Origin of the sequence: Desulfosporosinus shakirovi, from assembly GCF_020595055.1 — a bacterium.
Classification (GTDB): domain Bacteria; phylum Bacillota; class Desulfitobacteriia; order Desulfitobacteriales; family Desulfitobacteriaceae; genus Desulfosporosinus; species Desulfosporosinus shakirovi.
This window is the reverse complement of record NZ_JAJDOO010000006.1, coordinates 149,543-170,416: the sequence shown is the minus strand read 5'-3', so window position 1 is coordinate 170,416 and position 20,874 is coordinate 149,543. Positions and strand designations below refer to the sequence as shown.

Annotated in this window: 30 protein-coding genes; 27 read left to right on the top strand and 3 right to left on the bottom strand. The window is 42.1% G+C overall.

Translation table 11 applies throughout. The annotated features are described in order from the left end of the window. Nucleotides 1-70 precede the first annotated feature (70 nt). The 16 genes from LJE72_RS07675 to LJE72_RS07600 all read left to right on the top strand — a co-directional run bounded on the left by LJE72_RS07675 (nucleotide 71) and on the right by LJE72_RS07600 (nucleotide 12,228). A complete protein-coding gene (locus LJE72_RS07675; protein WP_229247025.1) occupies nucleotides 71-229 on the top strand; it encodes an anti sigma factor C-terminal domain-containing protein in 159 nt (52 codons plus the stop codon). A gap of 221 nt (nucleotides 230-450) precedes the next feature. Beyond that, entirely contained in the window at nucleotides 451-1,224 is a 774-nt protein-coding gene (locus LJE72_RS07670; protein WP_229247024.1) for a hypothetical protein, read from the top strand. Between the two features lie 248 nt (nucleotides 1,225-1,472). Beyond that, the gene (locus LJE72_RS26485) at nucleotides 1,473-1,601 is read left to right on the top strand and encodes a M56 family metallopeptidase (protein ID WP_312038904.1); all 129 of its coding nucleotides are present in this window, start codon (nucleotides 1,473-1,475) and stop codon (nucleotides 1,599-1,601) included. A 167-nt stretch (nucleotides 1,602-1,768) separates the two neighbouring features. Then, the gene (locus LJE72_RS07660) at nucleotides 1,769-1,909 is read left to right on the top strand and encodes a hypothetical protein (protein ID WP_229247023.1); all 141 of its coding nucleotides are present in this window, start codon (nucleotides 1,769-1,771) and stop codon (nucleotides 1,907-1,909) included. Between the two features lie 59 nt (nucleotides 1,910-1,968). Next, the gene (locus LJE72_RS07655; RefSeq protein ID WP_229247022.1) at nucleotides 1,969-2,259 is read left to right on the top strand and encodes a hypothetical protein; all 291 of its coding nucleotides are present in this window, start codon (nucleotides 1,969-1,971) and stop codon (nucleotides 2,257-2,259) included. A gap of 650 nt (nucleotides 2,260-2,909) precedes the next feature. Then, nucleotides 2,910-3,116: a nuclear transport factor 2 family protein gene (locus LJE72_RS07650; protein ID WP_229247021.1), complete on the top strand. Its 207-nt coding sequence runs from the start codon at nucleotides 2,910-2,912 to the stop codon at nucleotides 3,114-3,116. A 37-nt stretch (nucleotides 3,117-3,153) separates the two neighbouring features. Beyond that, complete coding sequence (locus LJE72_RS07645) at nucleotides 3,154-3,774, top strand: hypothetical protein (protein WP_229247020.1); 621 nt, start codon at nucleotides 3,154-3,156, stop codon at nucleotides 3,772-3,774. A 368-nt stretch (nucleotides 3,775-4,142) separates the two neighbouring features. Beyond that, a complete protein-coding gene (locus LJE72_RS07640) occupies nucleotides 4,143-5,072 on the top strand; it encodes an ABC transporter ATP-binding protein (RefSeq protein ID WP_229247019.1) in 930 nt (309 codons plus the stop codon). Nucleotides 5,073-5,089: 17 nt separating this feature from the next. Next, the gene (locus LJE72_RS07635) at nucleotides 5,090-6,214 is read left to right on the top strand and encodes an ABC transporter permease (RefSeq protein ID WP_282437862.1); all 1,125 of its coding nucleotides are present in this window, start codon (nucleotides 5,090-5,092) and stop codon (nucleotides 6,212-6,214) included. Continuing rightward, a complete protein-coding gene (locus LJE72_RS07630; RefSeq protein ID WP_229247018.1) occupies nucleotides 6,211-7,314 on the top strand; it encodes an ABC transporter permease in 1,104 nt (367 codons plus the stop codon). Before LJE72_RS07635 ends, LJE72_RS07630 begins: the two co-directional genes overlap by 4 nt. A gap of 84 nt (nucleotides 7,315-7,398) precedes the next feature. Then, nucleotides 7,399-8,274 carry an alpha/beta fold hydrolase gene (locus LJE72_RS07625; protein WP_229247017.1) on the top strand — a complete coding sequence of 292 codons (876 nt, stop codon included), beginning with the start codon at nucleotides 7,399-7,401 and terminating at the stop codon, nucleotides 8,272-8,274. Nucleotides 8,275-8,373: 99 nt separating this feature from the next. Further along, nucleotides 8,374-9,507 (top strand): sensor histidine kinase, encoded by a 1,134-nt coding sequence (locus LJE72_RS07620; protein ID WP_229247016.1) that lies wholly within the window; start codon nucleotides 8,374-8,376, stop codon nucleotides 9,505-9,507. Beyond that, the gene (locus LJE72_RS07615) at nucleotides 9,504-10,130 is read left to right on the top strand and encodes a response regulator transcription factor (RefSeq protein WP_229247015.1); all 627 of its coding nucleotides are present in this window, start codon (nucleotides 9,504-9,506) and stop codon (nucleotides 10,128-10,130) included. Before LJE72_RS07620 ends, LJE72_RS07615 begins: the two co-directional genes overlap by 4 nt. 404 nt (nucleotides 10,131-10,534) lie before the next feature. Beyond that, complete coding sequence (locus tag LJE72_RS07610; protein ID WP_229247014.1) at nucleotides 10,535-10,912, top strand: hypothetical protein; 378 nt, start codon at nucleotides 10,535-10,537, stop codon at nucleotides 10,910-10,912. 254 nt (nucleotides 10,913-11,166) lie between these two features. Then, entirely contained in the window at nucleotides 11,167-11,349 is a 183-nt protein-coding gene (locus tag LJE72_RS07605; RefSeq protein ID WP_229247013.1) for a hypothetical protein, read from the top strand. A 297-nt stretch (nucleotides 11,350-11,646) separates the two neighbouring features. Further along, complete coding sequence (locus LJE72_RS07600; RefSeq protein ID WP_229247012.1) at nucleotides 11,647-12,228, top strand: hypothetical protein; 582 nt, start codon at nucleotides 11,647-11,649, stop codon at nucleotides 12,226-12,228. A gap of 250 nt (nucleotides 12,229-12,478) precedes the next feature. Here the strand turns inward: LJE72_RS07600 and LJE72_RS07595 are convergent, their stop codons facing one another. Both LJE72_RS07595 and LJE72_RS26715 read right to left on the bottom strand, forming a co-directional pair. After that, a complete protein-coding gene (locus LJE72_RS07595) occupies nucleotides 12,479-12,622 on the bottom strand; it encodes a M56 family metallopeptidase (RefSeq protein ID WP_312038903.1) in 144 nt (47 codons plus the stop codon). 48 nt (nucleotides 12,623-12,670) lie between these two features. Beyond that, on the bottom strand, nucleotides 12,671-12,835 hold the full coding sequence (locus LJE72_RS26715; protein ID WP_396390633.1) for a PadR family transcriptional regulator: 165 nt from the start codon (nucleotides 12,833-12,835) through the stop codon (nucleotides 12,671-12,673). 307 nt (nucleotides 12,836-13,142) lie between these two features. Between LJE72_RS26715 and LJE72_RS07590 the strand changes: the two genes are divergently transcribed. From LJE72_RS07590 to LJE72_RS07550, 10 genes are all read left to right on the top strand, one after another. After that, nucleotides 13,143-13,538 (top strand): BlaI/MecI/CopY family transcriptional regulator, encoded by a 396-nt coding sequence (locus tag LJE72_RS07590; protein WP_229247010.1) that lies wholly within the window; start codon nucleotides 13,143-13,145, stop codon nucleotides 13,536-13,538. A gap of 53 nt (nucleotides 13,539-13,591) precedes the next feature. Beyond that, on the top strand, nucleotides 13,592-14,170 hold the full coding sequence (locus LJE72_RS26185; RefSeq protein ID WP_282437860.1) for a M56 family metallopeptidase: 579 nt from the start codon (nucleotides 13,592-13,594) through the stop codon (nucleotides 14,168-14,170). Next, nucleotides 14,055-15,596, top strand: a complete 1,542-nt coding sequence (locus tag LJE72_RS07585; protein WP_312038902.1) for a M56 family metallopeptidase — start codon at nucleotides 14,055-14,057, stop codon at nucleotides 15,594-15,596. The genes LJE72_RS26185 and LJE72_RS07585 overlap by 116 nt, the downstream gene beginning before the upstream one ends. Nucleotides 15,597-15,932: 336 nt before the next feature. Beyond that, on the top strand, nucleotides 15,933-16,091 hold the full coding sequence (locus LJE72_RS07580; protein ID WP_229247009.1) for a hypothetical protein: 159 nt from the start codon (nucleotides 15,933-15,935) through the stop codon (nucleotides 16,089-16,091). A 352-nt stretch (nucleotides 16,092-16,443) separates the two neighbouring features. After that, nucleotides 16,444-16,632, top strand: a complete 189-nt coding sequence (locus tag LJE72_RS07575) for a hypothetical protein (protein WP_229247008.1) — start codon at nucleotides 16,444-16,446, stop codon at nucleotides 16,630-16,632. 224 nt (nucleotides 16,633-16,856) lie between these two features. Beyond that, the gene (locus LJE72_RS07570; protein ID WP_229247007.1) at nucleotides 16,857-17,171 is read left to right on the top strand and encodes a hypothetical protein; all 315 of its coding nucleotides are present in this window, start codon (nucleotides 16,857-16,859) and stop codon (nucleotides 17,169-17,171) included. 46 nt (nucleotides 17,172-17,217) lie between these two features. Further along, entirely contained in the window at nucleotides 17,218-17,538 is a 321-nt protein-coding gene (locus LJE72_RS07565) for a DUF4825 domain-containing protein (protein ID WP_229247006.1), read from the top strand. A gap of 158 nt (nucleotides 17,539-17,696) precedes the next feature. Next, nucleotides 17,697-18,527 (top strand): hypothetical protein, encoded by an 831-nt coding sequence (locus tag LJE72_RS07560; RefSeq protein WP_229247005.1) that lies wholly within the window; start codon nucleotides 17,697-17,699, stop codon nucleotides 18,525-18,527. Between the two features lie 75 nt (nucleotides 18,528-18,602). After that, on the top strand, nucleotides 18,603-18,950 hold the full coding sequence (locus tag LJE72_RS07555) for a hypothetical protein (RefSeq protein ID WP_229247004.1): 348 nt from the start codon (nucleotides 18,603-18,605) through the stop codon (nucleotides 18,948-18,950). A 102-nt stretch (nucleotides 18,951-19,052) separates the two neighbouring features. After that, nucleotides 19,053-19,337 carry a hypothetical protein gene (locus LJE72_RS07550; protein WP_229247003.1) on the top strand — a complete coding sequence of 95 codons (285 nt, stop codon included), beginning with the start codon at nucleotides 19,053-19,055 and terminating at the stop codon, nucleotides 19,335-19,337. Between the two features lie 526 nt (nucleotides 19,338-19,863). Here the strand turns inward: LJE72_RS07550 and LJE72_RS07545 are convergent. Continuing rightward, a complete protein-coding gene (locus tag LJE72_RS07545) occupies nucleotides 19,864-20,109 on the bottom strand; it encodes a hypothetical protein (protein ID WP_229247002.1) in 246 nt (81 codons plus the stop codon). Nucleotides 20,110-20,461: 352 nt separating this feature from the next. Between LJE72_RS07545 and LJE72_RS07540 the strand changes: the two genes are divergently transcribed. Beyond that, the gene (locus tag LJE72_RS07540) at nucleotides 20,462-20,836 is read left to right on the top strand and encodes a GntR family transcriptional regulator (RefSeq protein WP_229247001.1); all 375 of its coding nucleotides are present in this window, start codon (nucleotides 20,462-20,464) and stop codon (nucleotides 20,834-20,836) included. The last annotated feature ends 38 nt before the right edge of the window (nucleotides 20,837-20,874 follow it).

Genomic DNA, 20,874 nt, shown 5'->3' with positions numbered 1-20,874 from the left:
TCTGAGCTTAAGGTCATACGTCCAAATTCCTATTTTTTTAATTTGAGCAATCTCAGCGGCAGAAGGGTGATTGGTAAAGGTACCGTTTGATGAAGCTAAAATTTTAGGAGTAATGCTAACTGGCCAAACCGAAAATTTTAAAGCCTTAGAAAATCAGGATTTTATTCGTGGTGCCTCTGTAGGTGCTACTGCACAAATTGTACCTTATATTAAGCCGGATAAAAGATGACTGCAGGAGATGACAGTAAGTTACATAATATGAAAAAACAAGGTAATATGTGGTAAAAAATTATTAGGCGGTGAGAGTACTGGAGAATGGCTCCGATGTGCTGAACAAGGAGATGGAAACTCCGGAGTCAGACTTCCCGATTTTTTTCGTCTATATAATCATAATTAGCTTTCCACAAATAAGAGTTTCGCTCATTACTAAAACTTACAGGAGGCGTATTTGTGAAAAAGTCTGCCTTTGCCAGTATTCTATTGATAGTTTTTCCACTCATCGTTACAGGATGCGCGACAAATGTTGAGCAAGCTACGCCAAAAACCCAGCAAAATGAAAAAGCAAATTCTGAAGGGTCCTCAAACAATCAATTAGAGCAAGTGGTGGCTCCAATTATGAGAATAACCAAAGAACAGGCCGTAGCTAAAGCGCAGCAAAATCTGCTTTCACTGCTAAATATCAAGATTGGTGAGGTCAAGAAGGTCGAATTAGTTAATAATGAGTTTAATATGAGCGAATACTGGGATGTTCAGTTTGAAGGAATTTCGGTAAATATCGATTCAGCAAGTGGAACTGTGTTAGCAATATCTCCCTTTCTTAAAAGGGTATCTGCAGAACAATTTACTATTAAAGATAAAAACTTCGCAGAGAAAGTTGCACGGGAGCTTTATTACAAGCTTCAGTCCCCACCTGAATACAAACTAACAAGTTTGAAAACGACCAATGGAGGAGATTTCTGGACTACCACCTGGCAGAAGGAAGTTATATCAGGTGTTTTTTCAAAATACGAGTCTGTTAATCTCATGTTCTCTTCTGATAATGGAGAATTGATGGGGTACAATTTGTTTAACACACCAGCAAAATCTTTGGAAGTAAAGGTCACACAGGATCAAGCAGTAAATACGGCAAAAACGATAGCTGAAACTAAAGGCTTTAATAGCTATTATAGATGCAAAATTAGAGGTAGAGCAACCAAGCAATTATTTGGAAGGTTCCTCAACTAAGAGAGAAGACTACGTTACTTTGGTATGGGTGGTCACTTACAAAAACTCTAGAAGTAAGCTTGGTAATACAATGAAGGTTTATGTTGATAGTTCTACTGGTTTGGTTGTGGGCGGAGATCAAAGCAGATAATTAAAGCTGGGATTCCATTGATTAAGACCAGACATGTAAACACTCCATCTTTATTAGGCGTAATCTACCCAAGGTTACTGTTACCTCTTGGAATTGAGCAAACATTTAGTGTGGACAAATAAAACACATAGTTCTACATGAGTTATTACGTTTCAGCCGCAGAGACATCATAGTAAATTGGCTAACCAAGGTATTGGTCATCATCCACTGGTTTAACTCGTTAATAGGTACGTCTTTTACCGAATGAGGGTAGACTAGGAAATATCTTGTGACGCTTTAGCCATGGACCAACTTAATGTTGAACAATCCAAGGATTATTCTTATACGCTCATCAGATTGGTAGAGACATACTAGTTTTTTGTCTAATCGGGTTATGTTTTTGCCAAATATAATAAAATTTAGGGGGAGAAGAATATGAATGACCACGATAACCTTTCTCACATCAAGTTTTCCAGTATTGGCATTTCTGAAGAAGGACAACTGGCCACGACAGAAGATGAAGTAGAAGTTCGGAGGTTAATTATGTCTATTAAACCCGTACATATAAAAATTTAGATTTTTCTTAATATATTAGTTCGACCAATATTATATAATAAGTATGGGGGTGTTATGATTTGAAGAAGTTAGTTTTAGTTTTGATAACTTTGACATTGAGCTTTGTTTTGCATGGTTTTAATATTACAGAAGAAAAATCACTTATTAACGAAAAAAATCCAAATACTTCTTTTGCAGGTATAGAACAATTCAAACGGAAAATCATTGTTAGGGATTCTGTATATGACCCTTTGCCACCAGAGGTTAAGAATCTTCAGTCTATACCAGGTGAATGTGGACCACAACAAATTCCAAATGCAGATTTAACCGTTCCATTTGTAATTACTAAAATGCCCTATATAAAAAAATAACTGCAATGACCTTTTGAACAGCGCAGAACATTACCACCCACGATTGAGCGCACGATATTTAGAAACGGAGTGATTGTATATGGAGATCAGCAGCCTGTGAAGGCGATGGCCTGAATTTGCCGCCGATGATCTGACTGCGGCAAAGCATCTGTTATCCTTATATCCGTTTCGGTTGGAGATTATCTTAGGGGGCCGTTTGTAGCTTTAGATGGGTGTTATATGGTGCGAGTAATCTTATAGTAGCAAAAATTCAAATACGACGCATGATTATTATCTTTTCATAATGAATGGTGACGCCTATATGCAAACTGGCAAAGGCGGCTTGAATGCAAAGGTAGGCTTAGAATTGTATGATCGTATCGAAACTCTTCAAATTCCTTTAGTTAGTCCCTAAGACCAGCAATTACAGAGGTGGGGCGGCTGTATAAGGACTCCCATACATGGTTGTTACTGAATTGCGGGGGCATAGTCAAAAAATTCACCGTGGCTCATCTGGGATTCAGGCAGCACGGCAGATGGAAGAGCTTTCAATGTTGGGTAAAGTTGATGATAGGTTGATTCTGGCCTATACACTATAAAAAGAAAAAATAGCTCTCTGATGCTGGTCAATCCATATAACTATGGAAATGAAGCCTGGATGCCTGCGTTGGTTGAGGGTCTTACCAACGGGCCAAGATCCCATCTTCACGGTTGCCGGCGACACGGCCACGGCAGATATAATGAGACAGGAAAAAATCGTGCGTAACGAGGGCAATTCGGGTTCGGTCTTTATTACCGAGTTTTCTTTGGCAAAAGAAGATGGAATTTGGAAAATAATGAAGATCGATGAATTAACTGATGCTGAAATAGGGGAGTGAACTGATTAGTGGACGTAACCCATGGGAGGAATTATCGTTGAGGAAATTATTGGCCTTAATTTTTATTTTAATGAATGTTTTCTTAATTACTGGATGTTCGAATCAAGCCAATTTAAATAGTAAGATTCAATCCTTAGAAAATGAAAATACAGAGCTGCGGTCAAAGATAGCTCAAGTCAATACATTATCGATAGCCTATCAATCTTATGAAGATAAGCAAAGGTTTGTTCCGAAAGCATCTCAGATTACTGCGCTTCCAATTCAGGATTTAAAAATATTGCGTCCAATAGAAGCAAATACGGTTATTCAAGTATTAGATGCCGCACAATGTCAAGATCAACAATTGTGGTTATATGTAGCTGTGCCAGTCCACGACACTCCAATTAATTCTAAAGGATGGATGCCAGAATCAGAAACAGTTAAATTATCCAAAGATAATATCAAACTTATCCAGGGCGATGTATTTCTAAAAGAAGGTACTCCAATTTATGAAGTTGAGCAGTTTAATGAAATAAAATCAGTAGCTTCAACTAATCTTACCCATGATGTTAGGGGAAGGATTAACCAGAGACAAGAAACTTTTGCCTATCTTGACTCACCGGGAGGATGGTATTTTTGGGTTGAAGAGAAATATCTTATATTCCCAAAGGTTGATTAAGCAACTTAAATTGAAATAATCAGATAACAATTGGTTTTGATTTCGAAAAAGACTACCCTGATTACCGCTGACTAACCCACAAACTTAGCGAAGATACTGGGACGAAGGTAGATATTGACGCAGAATGATTTGTTTGGACAACTGAATAAGATTCGGATAGGAGGCAACTCAAATAATGGGTAGCCTCCTATTCAATTTCAGACCACATTTGCGGTTCTTGAGAGGGACTTATCGAACTGATGACCTTCTGAGATATGACATTTGTCATATGTATGTATGCTTCTACTCACTACCGTCTTATTGAGTTTTATATTAACCTATAACCATAAGCGCATATGAATTCTGCTTTGAAGACGGGAGGTAAGTCAATGTTAGTTGAAGTAAAAAATTTGGTAAAACGCTACAAAGATGTCCTTGCAGTAGATAATGTCAGTCTGTCCATCGAAGAAGGTGAGATACTTGGACTGCTGGGGCCAAACGGTGCGGGCAAGACCACGACCATCAACGCCATGATTGGGCTGACAAGGCCGGATAGCGGTGAAATCCTAATCTTCGGCAAGAATTTCAATAATCACGAGTTAGAGATCAAACGGGATTTGGGTGTTGTCCCTCAGGATATCGCAATCTTTGAAGATCTCACAGCCTATGAAAACCTCTGCTATTTCGGAAAACTCTATGGCTTAAAAGGATCACTCCTCAAGGAACGGGTGGAAGAAGCCCTGGAGTTTACGGGTCTTCTTGATAGGAAGAAGCAGTACCCTAAAAAGTTTTCCAATGGAATGAAAAGAAGGCTGAACATAGCTTGCGCCCTAGTCCATCATCCGAAGCTGATTATCATGGATGAACCGACAGTAGGTATCGATCCGCAGTCAAGAAACCACATCATCCAATCAATCAAGAAACTCAATGAAATGGGTTCCACCATCATTTATATTTCCCATTATATGGAGGAAATTGAAGAGATCTGTACCAGAATCGTCATCATGGATCAGGGCAGGGTTATCGCCAAGGGGACAAAAGAAGAACTTAAGGCATTGATGACAAGTGATGAAAGGGTAGTCGTAGAGCTTTCCAGTGCGAATTATACCTTGGTTGACAATATTAAGAAACTATCGGGAGTAAAAGATGCCTATATTAACGGGACCGAGTTGACAGTTATATCCCAGAAGAATAGTAAGAACCTTAATGGGATCATTGCCCAGGTATCCGAAAATAGTGAAATTATATCACTCAACGTAGAACAACCCAGCCTGGAAACGGTGTTCCTGACCTTGACAGGCAGGTCTTTGAGGGATTAAGGAAGGGGGCGGATGGATTGAATGTTTTACAGATTGCCTACTACACCGTTCTAAGAAACATTAGAGACTGGAAATTATTTCTCTTACTGATAGGGGCACCATTAGTGTTCTACTTGATTATTGCGAATGTAACAACAAATGTGAATCAAGGTATAAACCTTGAAAAGTTCAAGCTAGCTTATTTTGATGCTGATGGTGGGCCAACAGCGCAACAGTTTGAGGGGTTCCTTCAAACAAAAGAGATTCTGACTGCTTTTGATATTCAGAAGGTAGACTCTTTAGATAACGGGAAGCAGATGGTTAAAGACGGAAAAATAGAAGCCTTAATTTATCTTAAAAATGATTTTTCCCAAAGCCTTAAGCAGGGCGAAAAAACAAATATAGAGATATTTAGCAATAAAAGTATCTCAGCGACCCGACTACTGGTCGAAGGCTTTATTAACACAGTAAACACTTCTTCGGCTATCAAAAAAATCGCAGGGGATATCAACGTAACGGAAGTTTCCAGTGGTATCCAACAAATCGCAATTTCATCCACAGGAAAAACATTTAACGATGCTGACAAAAGTGCGTTTATTGGCTTGCTGGAGATGCTCTCTTATGGAGCTTTATTGGGATGCCTTTCTGTCATTAACAGTATGAAAAAGAATACTCTGCTCAGATTTAATATCTCTCCGATCAACGACTTAGCCTATGTTAGCGGGCAATTTTTAGGTAACTATCTAACCCTTTGTCCCAGTAGCGGATTGTTCATCGCCTTTACATACTTTATATGGGGGTCATCCATGCAGGGGAATATTCTCAACATCATCCTGACCTTCTTGCTGTTGACTGGTATCATAACGGCTCTGGGTATGATTGTCGGCTACTTGACAAAAAAAACAGGCTTGGGTGCCATTATCAGTGTGTGCTTAAACGCCTTACTTTCAGGCGCAGCTTTTGTGTGGATGATGGGTACAGCTCACGGTTTCTTGAAATGGTTTGTCTTCCTTAGTCCGCAATATTATGTCTATGTAATTGTTGCCGATACGATATTTGAGGGTTTTACCTCTAGAATACAAGTGTCCTTAATTTCTCTGGCCATGGCTGTGACCGCCTTAACAGCAGTAACCCTATTTTTGGGAAGGAGGAAAGCAGTATGACGATATTATTCAATAATTTAAGGAGGATATTCAAAAACAAGCTTCAAGTTTTGGTGATCATAATTTTACCTGCAATTCTTTTACTACTCGTGAGTACGTCTATAATTGCCACTAGGCCAATCTTAAATATTGGCCTAGTGGATCTGGATAAAACGGATTACACGACTATGCTCACAAATCGTCTCGCTTTACAAACCAATAGCAAGGAAGTAGCTCAAGACCAAATTCTGAATGAACTATTCAATTCGAAGGTTGATTACGTTGTCGTCTTGGATAAGGGTTTTACTGAGAAATTAATTAAAGGTGAGGACGCGGAGGCAAAGGGGTATTATCTTAAGGACTCCATCCAGTCGTTGCCTGTTCAATATTATGTGGATAGTTATTTCAGTTCTGCCAAGAGAATCGCCCAGGCTTCTGGTGGCGACGAACAAAGATTTTATGAAGGTCTTAAGAGTAGTAACGATGCTGATCTACAATTGGACTATAAAGTGCTTACGGGAGTTGAAAGGCAGAAATCCTATTTTACACTTGGAGTATTTCTCGAAATCATCCTGATGACTACGGTAATGTTCACAACCCTGATCCTAACTGATAAAGGAAATAAGACCTTCTTTAGAACTCTCACTGCTCCGGTATCGATAAGAAACTATATGTTCCAGAACATTTTAAGTTTTTTACTTGTTTCGGTTATTCAGGTAACTATAGTATTTATGGCGTTCAAGGGTTTAATAGGGATTTACATGGGGAATTCCCTATTAAACATGTTTTTGCTTTTTCTGACAGCTTCAGTTTTATCTGTTTCCATGGGCGTTGCTTTAAGTTCAATTTCTAAAAGTGTATTACAGGCTTCTTTCGCTGGTATGTTTATAGCATTTGTCATGGGCCTTATCGGTGGTTGTCTTTGGGAACATGAAACGGCATCAGTTTTACTGAACACGATTGGTAAGTTTACCCCGGTTTATTGGATTATGGATGGGGTTAGCAAACTCTTAAAGGACCAAGGCTTATTTGCTATAAGTGGGAATATTTTAATCATACTTTTGTTTGCGATGGTGTTCTTTTTCTTAGGGACATGGAAAAAAGAAGATATCGCTAAATAGCTGCGGATTGATTTTTGCGGCAAGTATTAGCTTGATTTAGCAAACTAATAGTCTAATTTTATCTTAATGATCGGAGGGGTTATTTTGGCTAAGATTTCGTCAATTTACGTTAATCCAGAAAACAAGGCAGCAATAATGTCCATTTACGCTAAACATCTTTCTCAGTGGCCTGTACCCTACGAGTCTCTTAATGTATCAACGAGATATGGCAATACACATATCATTGTCAGCGGACCTAAAGATGCTCCTCCGCTTGTATTGCTTCACGGACAAGGGGGCACGGCCACAATGTGGTTACCGAATATTCTTGCCCTAAGTTGTGAATATCGGGTTTATGCTATTGATACGATCGGTGATTTAGGTAAGAGTGAATTAGATGACCTGGATAAGTACCCGAAAAATGGTCAGGCTTATAGCGAGTGGCTTGGAGACGTATACAATAAACTTAGTATTAACCAAGCTTTTATGATTGGGGAATCAAGGGGAGGTTGGATAGCGATGAACCTCTCTATCTATGCTCCGGAAAGAGTCAAGGGAATTGCACTTCTGGCTCCTGTAGGAATAGCCTCTCTCCTAGGGTTTGTATTTCGAACTCTGTTAATGATGGGTCTTAAGCCAACAGATGTAGACAAAGAAAATTTTTTTCGCTGGGCTCTAGGCAATAGCCTATTAGTTTACGAAATTTTGGCTGAATATGTCTTCGTGAATATGAACTGCCGTACTAAATACGCTTGGGCTGCAAAGTTTTCAAATGAGAAACTTAAACAGATCACGGCCCCGACCTTGTTATTTGTGAGTAGAAGCGATCCTACTTTCAACAAACAAAAAGATATCGACCGTGCGGTTAAAATGATTCCTAATCTTCAATTAGAGGTGATGGCCGAGGTAAGCCATGGGATGAATATTGAAAATGCAGACTTTGTCAACAAGCGAATACTTGAGTTTTTTAAGGGAATTTAATGGAGACCGAAGGAGGATGCCAATATGAAAAGTAAGAGAGATCATTGCCGTCATCTTTTCCATAGGGGAGGAGTTAGATAGGAAGATGTGGAATGTAAGATGATAAGAAGTTGGGGTGCATATAACCCGAAAATCGATGAGGTGGCCGTGAAATCTTTACTTAAACTTCTTTTTCTGATCTACATCATTGCTTTGTTCGCCATAAATGGCGAGGTGCCATATTTAGCGGTACTGGTTATAATTCTAATAATAGGGGTTAATGTATTTAAAGAAAGATTCTATGATACTGTCTATACTACGCTTGCTTCGTTTATCCTTATCTGTGTAGGTATCTGGATTGACAGGAATTTTGCCTTATTGCTCTGTATCCCTTTGTTCGATTTCACCTATCAAAAGGCCTATGGCGGTGTATTACCGGTGGGGTTATTGGGCCTGTATTTCGCGGTGGAATCCAGACTTCCCGCCCTGATTTTGAGCATGGGCCTATGCGGAATCCTGGCCTTGGTAATGGAAAAAGCCGAGGAGAAGGAATCAAACTACAAGCATAAATTTGATGAGGAAAGACGCTTAAGGTATGAGCTTGAGCGGACAAAGTCTAAGCTGCTTAACTCTGCCAAGGATATCGCCCATCTTACGGAGGTCAGTGAAAGAAATCGGATCGCCAGGGAAATCCACGACAATGTAGGTCATGGCATTGCCGGTATCCTTATCCAACTGCAAGCGGCCTATAAGCTCTTGGACCGGGACGAGAAAAAGTCTCAAGAAATACTGGAAAGATCCATTGAGAACCTTTCTGATGCTTTGACCCTGCTGAGAAATACAGTACATAATATAAAACCCAAGGAGACCCTCGGTGTGGAATATTTAAAAAGCGTTATCAATAATTTTGGTTTTTGCCCGGTTGAGCTTAAGTTTTATGGTGATTTTGGCCTGCTTGCTTCAAGTCAATTAGAAATATTAGGGTTGATCTTGAAGGAGGCTCTTACTAATGCTGCCAAGCACTCTAAGGCAACAAGGATAGATATTTCCATAGATATAAATGACAAATTCGCAAGGCTATATATAAAAGATAATGGAATAGGCAGTGATAAATTAAAGGAAGGCTTAGGTATAAGCGGTATGAAAGAAAGGGTCCTGAATATAGGGGGGACTATATCCATTAGTTCAACGGATGGCTTCTTGATAGTTTGTCTTTTGCCAATGGCTCCTCAAGAAGGGTGGGGGGTTGTTTGAACGTTCTTATCGTGGATGATGACGCTTTAATCAGAGAAGGACTGAAGATCCTCTTGGAGATTGAAGAGGATTTCCTGGTTGTAGGTACAGCAAGCAATGGGCAGGAGGCTCTGGAAATGTGCCGGAAGGAAAAGCCCGATTTGGTGCTTATGGATATAAGGATGCCCGTTATGGATGGAGTGTTGGGGACCAAGCTCATAAAAAGCCATTTCCAGGATATCAAAGTTGTGATACTTACGACCTTTAAGGATGACGAATACATAAAAGAGGCCTTAAAAAGCGGAGCGGAAGGGTATATCCTTAAAAATCAACCCGCGGACACTATTATTGAAAGTTTGCGGGCTGTTGGTAAAGGCAATATCGTTTTGGAGCGAGAAGTGGCAAATGCCCTTTCTGCCATGCTCAAGGAAGGTAAAAAGGTGACTCCCGAACGTCTTGATATTTCACAACGTGAACTTGGAATCTTAAAACTGGTGGGAGAGGGCCTTTCAAATAGAGAAATTGCCGAAAGCCTAAACTTAAGCGAAGGTACTACGAGAAATTATGTCACCGGCTTGCTGGAAAAACTGGGCTTCAGGGACAGAACCCAGCTGGCCATTTTCTATATTAGAAATTGTGAATAAATGTTCCAGTAAATCTACGGGTACCTCATATAACTATGGAGAGCTCAGAACAAAAGCAAAAGCAACTGTTCAGATTCGGGAGAATTATCGGCTGGCAATGGAAGACAATGCACGGGATGAGCAAGAACGGTTCCTGACGGCGTGAAGTATCAACGGCCCAGCGTTAAAGTTCAGTATTGGGGCAAAGACCTGTACTGCACTTACGGTGGTGGCGTAGATGTTGAGGTGGACGGCAAAATCGTTTGCGTCCAGACGGTCTACTTTACCTCCACGCTTTGGACCAGGAGCTTGCAAAGCATGGACTGGTCCGGCAAGCCCGTTCCACGGCAATGGGACTGTGACTTTTCGCCCGAGGATTGGCAAGTTTATCTGGCTCAAAATCTCAGATCAAGAGGAGAATAACCATGATTAAAGAGTTCAGAACGTCTTCCGTTAAATGGTCTTTGATAGGATTATCAGTGATCGCTTTGATAGCCGTTGTGGTTTTCACCAATGTTAAGAATCTACCGGACTACCATATACCAGTTAATCAAAGTGATCTTAAAGAAATTCGCATTTCTATGAATGGTACAGAGAAAAAGATTAACGATCAAGATTGGTCTTCAATAATTCAGGAGTTCAATAATTCCAAAATCACACGTGTCCGAAATCTTGAGGTAAATCACAGCTCGGTTGTTCTATTCGCCTTCAATGACGGAAGCGGAAGAACACTAGATTTTGCAGTTAACGGTAATGAAATAAGGGGATCTCGACATAACGGTGAAACAAAGGTGAATATATAGCTGAAAATCCACAAATAAAAAATATTGTAACAAAAATTTATGACAATGCCGATGCTGATACGTCCAACATAGACGTCGCACAACCCCCTGGGGACTTAACCGCCGGGCAAGCCGAGTATCTTTCCCGTTATCCTAAACTGGAAATTATCGGTGGAACGACCAAGCTCATTTGGACTAGGGGAGACGCCAACTACACTTCCCAGCTAGGACTGTTGATTGGTAATACAAATTTCGGTTTAGGAATTGACGAAGCAATGAAATTACCAGTCAGTGTGCTTAAGCCAGAATCACGGATTGAGTTCAAGGCTGACGAGGTTGCGGGTTTAGAGAAGCCAACCTACCAGGTTAGGTTAGTAGATAGCAATCAACAGGTCAAAGAGTCAAAATGTATACGGCTCAAATTGAAACCGGTGACCCCAAATCAAATTATGACGTAGTCCTATTCCTAGCTGAAAATAAAGTAGTCGGTTATTGGCTTGATGCTGGAATGAAAGACCCTAAGCAAAACAGACCTGATTTTAATGTGTTAGTAAATCTCATAATAGCGAGATAAAAAGATTCTTCAAAGATAGGCTTGTGTCATTCTCGATGGTTTTTTCGAACGTGTCATCCTGGGCGTTCTGACTGACGGAGGCATCGTATTTTGGTATAGCCTTAATCCCAGCGAAAACGGGGTATGCATCACAAAGTAAGCAGAACACTTTGGATCATCAAGTGAAGAAGGTGAAGTTGAGGTGATTGGCTTGACCTATTTGATTTCCAAACGGATTGTCTTGATGCTTATGCTTATCGTACTTATAGCCGTAGCAACTGCGGGAATGCTATACTCCCATTCCCGTTCCACTTCGGAGGAAGAGATGTTTTTGGATATGGACTTCACTATCGACGCCAATACGGATACCGGTGCCTTCTTGCGTTTTGTCACACCCGACGGCAAGGAGAAAATTGAAGTATACGAAGGGCAGTTTGCTGACGGAACGAAAATATTCGAATCACGTAACTTCAAACACGATCTCGGTGGGTGGGAACAAGCGACTATGGGTCAGGGGGAGCAGACTGTAGATAAGGTGAGAGGAGTAGGCGGAAATCAATTTTATCACCTTTTAGAAATAATGGATCCGGCGATTCCGTGCCTTGTCTACGAATACCAGGCAGGGAATAAGGTCTCATTGAAGATAGTTGAGGTGAACCAGCGCAGGTTTACTGCTTTTTATCGTCAGCCGTGGAATAAGGAACATTACCAGATTTATGGGTTAAATGAAAAGGGCGAAATCCTTTGGGATTATGATTCATTCTGCTCATTCAGCGGCGGCTGAGGAAGGTAAAGTAATTTCCAATCAGACTCTGATTTTAATTTCGAGTATAGAAAAGGAAGCCAATACTAGGTAGAAAAAAAGGTATTTAATTTTGTATCAGATTAAGGACCAAACAGTATATGTGTCCTTTTCTTTGCGACAATGACAGCAAAGAGCCAGAGTAACCACCCTAGACATCGTCGCCCAGCCTGCGCAGCACGCTTTTGTCGCAGGACATCTCCATATCCCGGCTCATGAGGGGAAAGGGCGGTCACATCAGCGGATTGAACCAATGAAGGCTAAGCACCAGGAAAGCAAGGGTCTTAATGAGATAATCGCGCCTGCGGATATGAGTGCGTTCATGTTCCAATATATAGGAAAGATCGGCCTCGCCGACATAAACGGGCACATAAATTTTGGGGCAGATAAATGCATTACAATAAGAACGCCTGCTGAAATTATGTTAGATCCTGATTCCTAAGGCAGAAACGCTATGCAGGATCTCGCCCCATTCAGCCAGCATCTGGTCCAGGTATTCCAAACCTGTCGGCGTAAGGCGATAGTATTTGCGCGCCGGCCCGTTTAAAGATTTTCTTTCCGCGATTTGGGTATAGCCAGTGGCGTTCAAGCGGCGCAGTATACCTAACTACTGTTTAATAAACAATAGTAAAGACGAAAATATTCTGTCTAATTGTCGGAGATGAATCAAAACATCTCAAGGAATCGATGAAGGTGGCTGGAACATGGAAATAATATAAAAAAAGCAATGGATTCTTCAGTTATCCAATTGCCCCAGAAGTTAACTACTACCCCTATATGAATATTAGATTGGGAACCATTGACAAACAACGATTACTTATGTAATATGTATTCAAATAGATTACGGATGTAATACCATTTTGCTTAAGTCATACATAATAAGAGGTGGGTATATTATGCAGAAACTACCGCAGATATCGGATGCCGAATGGCAAGTCATGAAAGCAATATGGTCTCAAGCGCCTTGTACGGCCAATCAGGTTATTGAATATTTGTCCGAAATTGTAACCTGGCAGCCCAAAACAATCAAGACGATGATTAATAGGCTGCTGAAGAAAAAAGTCCTGGGATTTAAAATTGATCCGCAGGATAAAAAAACCTACCATTACTACCCGCTACTCTCAGAAAAGGAATGCGTCAGAGCAGAAAGCCAATCATTTTTGCATCGCGTCTTCGACGGTTTACCCCATATCATGCTGGCCAACTTTATTGAGGAATGCGAATTAAGTCGAGAAGATATCGCCGGATTGAAGCAAATCCTCGAAGAAAAGGAACAGAAAAAGACAACGTAAAAAGCAAAGTAAAAACAAAATAAAAGACAAAGTAGGGAGAGGACGGATTTTTCATGAGTTTCTTGCTCCCGGTTTTTCAATGGGTGCTTAACGTTTCAGTCATGGCCGGCATTCTGACGATCGTAATCATTTTGCTCAAGCTGCTGTTGGGCAATAAATTAAATGTAAAGTGGCACTCCTGGGTCTGGTTTTTGGTCATAATCCGTTTGCTGGTACCCTATGCGCCGGAGACTCCTTTCAGCGTCTTTAATCTTGGGGGCTTTTTTTCCGGCGCACCCAATTATACGATGTCTGAACAGCAGATTAATCTTATTGACAATTCAAGATCAGCGCAAAATAACGGCGGTAATCAGCCTGATTTACATAACGGAGTCATCGGAACCACTCTGCCGGACAGTTCCGGTTCGCCAAACAGCATGAATACGCATGATTTTTACTTACTGCTCTTCTGTGCCATCTGGTTGACGGGAATAGCGGGATTTGGTTTTTTTGACCCTGGTGAAAGAAAGAAAGTTTATACGCGAACTGAAAAATTACCGGCCTTGCGCGGACGAAAAAATCTTAGCCCTTTGCGCCTCCTGTCAATGCAGGCTGGGCTTGTCGGGCAGCCTGGTTATCCTCGAAACGGATAACCGCAAATCCCCATCAGTTTGCGGCTTAATCCACCCCAAATTGCTGATGCCTGCGGGAATCGGAACTCAGCTGACCTATGCTGAACTCGAGTATGTCATACTCCACGAACTGGCTCACTTCAAACGAAAAGATACGGCTGTCTATTTTTTAATAAGCATCATGCAGATTATTCACTGGTTCAATCCCATGCTGTGGGTTGCATTTTCTCGCTGGCGTCAGGATAGTGAAATAGCCTGCGACGCCTACGTTTTGTCCAAAATAGGAGCCAACCATTCCGGCGACTACGGACGGGTTATTATTAAACTGCTGGAGAACTGCTCCCGCAAAAACGCTTATGGTACTGTCGGCCTGCTTGGGCGTAAGTCTCAAATACAAAGGAGGATAACCATGATTTCCTTATTCGGCAAGGGTTCTTATAAATGGTCGGTTTTATCTGTAGCGCTGATCCTTGTCTTAGGTGCCGTTTTGCTGACAAACGCTCAAACAATGAACGGTGAGGATACGGCAGATGCAGCCTTGAAAGCATACGAATCGCACATGCTGGATGTGGACAAGGATATTGCTGGTTCATTCCAGTTATCTTTGGCGGATCTGAAAAAAGTCGATGAACAACCACTGTACGATCAACAGGAAGAACAGTCTGATTCAACTCTGCTGGGCGTTTTGTCCCAGGTTAGAAGAACTCTGGATTACGGGGATATCAAACCGAGCGCCTATTTAAAACAGGACGGCCAGAGCGGCTACATTCTGCAAAAAAAGGCCGACGGTACCAATCATTTGCACACGATCGCTTATAATCAGGGATGGGCCATTATTAAAACCGACAGCGCTCCAGGCCAAAAGATGTCCAAGGTCATTGATGAAATCGGAGACAAGGTATATTCCCCGCTTACGGAGGCCCAGCTTAACCAATATTTGGCGGAGAACAAGATATTGCCGCTGGCGGTTCAAAACATCGGCAATTTTACTGTCGTGCTCTATAAAATCAAACGTGAGGATAAAAGTGACCAGGAAAAAAATATTGTTCCGGAAAACATAAGCACCCTGATAGAAACGAGGCGTCTGACTGCCGATCAGGATGGAAACATCATTCATGATGGCGGAGGCAGCGGAAACGACAATTCGGATATTGTGCCCGTGTCCATCGGTGTAAGCGGCGGCAGTTCTCAGTATGGCCGCATTATGTATGCCAGAGTGATTATTAATGACAGTAATCTTTCAAAAAATGCTGATAGGATAACGTGCTATTACGCTAACAACATAACAACAACGACGCCGGTCGATAATCAGAAGGCCTTCATTATTCCCTTACCGCAGGAAAAGGCGGAATTGCTCAGGCAGGAAGCAAGAAAATTGACCAATGTGATCATCAGCGATAAAAACGGGAAGGTGCTATTTGATCAGAATGAATGGACCAAAAACTGAGCTTTCATTATCCGTTACAAAAGGGCGGTCCCGAAGGATATAAAACTGATCACCCTCAGCGATTACCGCGGCGGCAAAAGGCCGGTAATTCTCACAGACAGCGCGGACCTTCAGCAGTTGATGGGTAGTCTGAAAAATGAAATAAACAAAATGTCCAGTCTAAAAACCCTGAGGAGTCGCAAAAATGCAAGGCGTATTCGGCAACTGGAGAAATCCCTTGTACGCTGCGACGGCAAAACGGTGAACGGTTCATTTTTCAAATGATAATCGGAGCAGACCGTATCATAAATGTTGCAAAAACCATGCTTTGTTGTCTTTATTCCTGAATAACCTGAAGTGAAGGGTAATACAAACCATGACCAAACGGATACTGGTGCTTTTTTGTGTTTTGTCACAGCCGACGGCAAGGAGAAAATTGAAGTATACGAAGGGCAGTTTGCGGATGGAACGAAAATATTCGAATCACGCAACTTCAAACAGGATCTCGGTGGGTAGAAACAATCGACTGTGGGTCAGGAGGAGCAGATTGTAGATAAGTATTTGGGCGCCGGCCCGATGGAAAGTCAATTGTTCTGGAACTGGACCTTAATACTACTTTAATTAAAACTTTGGAACACAAGCATAAAAAAAACCACGACATAAAAGGAAATTTGGAGCTATCAGTCAGAGAAAATTGCAGCGCTCCTTATGATAAATAGAAGGATGGTCAAGCGTATCAGAATGTGACAAAGAACCGTCCCCTGACAGTCTCAAGAACCGTCCCCTGACCGTCTCCCTGACAGTGCTGTGCCCTGACAGTGCTCTGGATGCGCCTAAAATGATCGCTTTTGCGGAGGAAGTGAATGCGTTGCTCGGCACGAGTACCCTTCTCCTGAGCAGCGAAGGCGGAGAATATTCCTTTGGCCCGTCGTCAGCTGACCGCTTCTTTGAGAGATATTCATGGTTGGATGGAACACCCGAGCTTTATGCAGACGGTGACGACCTTAAGACACGCTTGGTCAAATACAGCGAGCATGCAGTTTCAAATCATAGATGACGGTGCCTAGTGAAGGAATTGAAAATCCCCCAGGTGAATACTTTTTTCCCCTGAATCAGACGGAAAGCTTGACTGTCTTTTGGCAACGTTCCGTCGGGGGTTAAGGCTCAGTGATGTTTGAAAGTTGGAAAGCCAAACACGGGAATCAGTGTGCTTACGAATTCATAAAAGATACATTATTTGCGTGAGTTTAGCTTACAAATTGATCCTGAAAGGAGTATATTATGTTTGGTTTGCTTAATCTTGGCAGCCTCGTGCTTGGCCTAATTGCTTGGACACTTCCAGTTGTAAATCTCATGGGATATAAAAAGCATGACCCTAGGAGTTGGGTCACTCTTTCCATTATGAGCATCAGTGCTTGTGCTATTTCGCTATGTTTCCAGATTTTCTATAACTATCATCTGGTAAAGATTGAGGATTGGTCTGCTCTAATGGACACAACGGGTGCTGTGGCGTTCGTAGCGGCAGTTCTTCTCATCGTTACCATCATATTAAATGGGATTGCTCTGATGGTATATCGTGACAAAACAGCAAAGTAGGATTTAAATTCTCAATCCGCTGGTCAGAATAGCCAAGGCTCTACGCTTGGCCCAGCCAAAGGAGTATGCGAAAAAATTATATCAACACCGGGATACGTATCCAGGTGATAATTCAAAGGTCACTGCAATTGTCCATATGCTTACTTATATCGATGTGCCTTTTAAATCCATTACGCTTAAAACCGACAGCGAGCCTTATCGTGTTACGGTAAATTATCATATCAACAATTTCAAAACAAATTATAGGACCTTTTACCTGTTTGCTTTTGACGGGGAGAAACTGATTGCTTACGCCGATTTAAAGACAGCCGACGCCGAACAAAATGCCATCACAGCATTCCTGGCTTTACAGGGAATACGACGGTAACGTTCCGGAGCTGCTTATGAAACAAATCAGGTATTATCTCACGAAGATGCTGCCATTCCATGCTGGTTTGGCTTGCCTTGCAAGCAAGGGTATTATCAGTGCTTCCAGCTTCGAGAGTTGCCGCTAAGCGGCGGACAGAAAAGAGGAATATATAGAAGATGAAACACACAAGGATAATGGCCCCTGTCATGGCGCTTTTGCTTTTGACATTATCAGCTTGCTCAAGCGGTACGCCAGACGACGATATGACTGCGACCGTGATCCCGCCGCTCTCGTCGTCGGCAACTATCGCCCCGACAACACCGCCGACTTCGACCGCACCGCCGACCACCGAGCCAACGGCAAAACCTTCGACCGAGTCGGCCCCTACCCCGTCCACGGCAGATCAGGTTAGCGAGAAGAATACCACCGTCCAGGAGACGCCGGTTTCCCTCGCCGAGAGGCCGGAGTTCCGTCCCGATGATCGGGTGCGGGAGGAGGAACTGATTTCGCTGCACGGCTATTCGATCGGCATGACCTTCGCTGAAACGCAGCAAGTATGGGAAATCCCGAAAAATATGATAGACTACGCAATTGGCAGATGGACGCCGGAGGCACCGAACCTCTATATCTATGTAGGAAACATGGGTTATGAGTTCAAGCCTGGACCGGATGCCGTCGCCGATCATTTCGACAACTATATTCTTCAACACATATACTATGGGGAGACGATCTTCTGTGCGAATCGCGAGCCGCTCAGCGTGCTCCGGGATATCGAGCTTGGCGATAGGATAGAGGACACTCTTAAGTCCCTGCCCGGGAACCGGACGCCGCGGAGATGGACGATCGACCAGCTCTACGGCGAGTACGGCAAGCCGAATAGCGCGAGCTTGGAGTATATCACAAACTTAGGGTTTTATGAGCTGCGGATATACTGTGAAAGCAGCTGGATACGGTTGTCGTTTGGCAGCAGCGGGAAGCTCTGGATCGCCGAAGTGTTTTCCATATAGGGATTGTTTTGCCTTGCCAGCGAACAGGTCGGTCGGTTGATAAGGATATAGAGCTAAAAGCGCCGGGATACGATATTGATTCCTTCGATGCGTGCTGCCTTTGGCTATATCCTTAGCGACAATAAGGCTAAACTGGCCGAACAGATAGTATATCCCATATATGTTGAGGTTGACGGGGAAGTCACTAAAGTACAAAACAACGATGATTTCATTCAGAATCATGATCAAATTTTCTATCCTGAGTTTAAGCAAGTAGTTAGCAACGCTTTTGCGAAGTATTTATTTGCAAATTCACAAGGGATAATGTTTGGTGAGGGAATGTACAATATCTGGATAAACGAGGTGATCCCTAGGGGTAGGAAGCCTCAGTTAATGATTTGGGGAGAACAAGTATATAGGATTTACGTTAATCAGGGAGAATGAAAGCAAGCCGTGGCTGATAGCGAATTCCGGTCACGGGATGGGCGGAGTTTCGTTGATTGACTTCCAAAATCCCCGACCAGCAGAGAGAGCGGAGCTTTACGTGTGGAAGAGCTTACCGGCAATGACAATGCCTATTTTACGGTGCTGGACGGGGCCAATGGAAACGAGCAAGAAAGCAAAATCTATGATCTTGCTGCGGCAACCGATAGCATCGATCGTGTCAACTTAACTCTGACAGAAACGCCTAACTTAAGCGATCTTGCCATCTATCAGTTGAATACCACCGATTTTACCAAGCAAGAAATGCTGGAGATCGCTGATAAAATTATTATCAACGCAGACAATCACGTGATCAGCATTGGCGTTTGGGAAGAAAGAAAAAAATGAGGTAAAAGTTGTACAGTGTTCATTTTGGCATGACAACTTTCCAATTAACCCTGCCGTCATCAGTTATCGCAATTCATATGAAGAAACTGTAAATCTGATTTTTGTTGGAATATACATTAAGCCAACCTTTTTTGAGGAAGGCTTAATTACTTTATTTATGTTTATTGGTCAGTGGTAAGCTTGGACCAAGATTACCACTGAGACAATATCAGCTACTACCTTTAATTTTGTTTTATCTATCCGGGAAATCTAGTCCGGCAAATCTTTTCAAAATTTAGAAACACTTATCTTGTCATTGATGACGGGTATTTCAGTGCAAATAGTTCGTGGCTGGCAAGCAGTTTTAAAAATTTTAAAGGTGATGCTTCGCTTCCCAGTGGTTTTTTCGAACGTGTTACAGGGATTACGACCACATATGGTTTGATGAAATTGGGTAAACATGGGAAGGCGTTAAGTCTGCTTTCCCCGTTGGAAGGTACAGACAGGCGGCTTGCGGAACATACCGTATTCAGTTACTTGATAAAGTCTACCCTATATCCTCCACAGGATATAGAGTCTTTTGATGTGTGCTATATGCTGCGAGTAATCTATAGCAGCAAAAATTTAAATACGATGCAGGATTATTATCTTTTCTTAATGAATGGCGACGCCTATATGCAAAGTGGCAAAAACGGGTTGAATGCAAAGGTAGGCACAGAATTGTATCATCATCTTCATATGCTTTTATAATTTGATATTTTTCTTCTGCTATATATTGGTTGCTTTTGGCCATAAAATGCTCCCCTTAACGTTAACTGATTTTTATTATTTAATCTGTCTACCTTGAGGGGAGCATATCGTATTGGACGGTCTGGCCTTTTTTAATAGTTAACAGCCACGTAGATTCAAACTTTAGATAGCATCCCTTGGTTGACACTCATGCGCCTTCTGTATATACTGTATATATACAGAAACGTTGGCTTTACTATTTAAGTTGATTTCGATTATAGGTTTATTCAGTGCATATTGCAGGGTGTAGGAGCCGACCAACGAGCCAGTGGCACATTGAATCATGCACCCTCCAAAAGGGAGCCTTTTTGTAAGCTAGTTCAGTCACATCAAAGAAAGGAGGAGGCCGTCTTGCTATGAATATTATTATTGCCAATTCTTCACCTGAGCCAATCTATCAACAGATTGTTACCCAAATGAAAAATCTTATCCTAAAGGGCGATCTGACGGAAGCAGAGGGGTTGCCCTCTATTCGTATTCTTGCTAAGGAATTACAGATCAGCGTAATAACTACGAAGAGGGCCTATGAGGAACTGGAACGGGAAGGCTATATTGAGACCGTGGGTGGTAAAGGATCTTTCGTGTCCGCCCAAAACAAGGAATTATTATATGAGAAGCGACTGCGTGTCGTTGAAGAAAAAGTAACTGAAGCCATCGTTGCTGCCAGAAACGCAGGCATGGAGCGAGAAGAACTTCTTGCAATGTTCAAACTGCTATTGGAGGAACAATAACATCCTCCCTGACGACTACTGGAATCTGAGAAACAGGA